At 62.6% G+C, this 817-nt stretch carries 1 protein-coding gene; it reads right to left on the bottom strand.

The window, feature by feature from the left end; genetic code table 11:
• Positions 1-184: 184 nt before the first annotated feature.
• On the bottom strand, positions 185-817 hold a 633-nt coding region (locus tag D7T59_RS21105; protein WP_180853541.1), incomplete at its 5' end, for an NADH-quinone oxidoreductase subunit D-related protein.

The raw sequence follows: 817 nt of genomic DNA, 5'->3' as shown, positions 1-817 counted from the left end.
CTGTCGCCATGGCCCATCCCATGGTCTCAACCAAAGAAGATCAGAATGTGCGCCCACCCTTCCCAGCATCCTCGCCCTGGAGATGTGGGCACGCACCGTGGAAGACCTGCTCAGGCCGCACATGGCTGCTCCCTTCGCGGCCGCCGGAGCGTGGCTCAGCCCATGCGTGRGCTGAGCCGRTTCCTCATCGATCCACTTCGCCGAACACAATGTCRTAGGTGCCAATCATGGCGACGACATCCGCCAGCATGTGGCCCYTGACGATTTCATCCAGAGAAGAGAGATGAGCGAAGCCGGGAGCACGCAGGTGCACCCGGAACGGYTTGTTGGCGCCATCGGAGATCAGGTAGCAACCGAACTCGCCCTTGGGCGCCTCGACCGCTGCGTAGGTCTCACCTGCCGGCACCTGGTAGCCTTCGCTGAAGAGCTTGAAGTGATGGATCAGCGCTTCCATGTCGGACTTCATCTCCTGCCGGGACGGCGGCGCCACCTTGAAGTTCTGGACCATCACCGGGCCGGGGTTGGCGCGAAGCCAGTCGACACATTGCCGGATGATGCGGTTGGACTGCCGCATCTCCGCGACACGGCACAGGTAKCGGTCATARCAGTCACCGGCGCTGCCGACCGGAATGTCGAAGTCAACGGCATCGTACTTCGCGTAGGGGCGCTTCTTCCTCAGGTCCCACGCCACGCCCGAGCCTCTCAGCATCACCCCGGTCATGCCCCAGTCCATGGCCTGCTGCGGGCTCACAACGCCAATGCCCACCGTGCGCTGCTTCCAGATTCTGTTGTCGGTGAGCAGGGTTTCGTACTCATC

The sequence above is a fragment of the Stenotrophomonas maltophilia genome (assembly GCF_013464915.1).
GTDB classification, from domain to species: domain Bacteria; phylum Pseudomonadota; class Gammaproteobacteria; order Xanthomonadales; family Xanthomonadaceae; genus Stenotrophomonas; species Stenotrophomonas maltophilia_AT.
The sequence above is the reverse complement of the archived record's forward strand: the minus strand, read 5'-3'. Positions and strand labels throughout refer to the sequence as shown.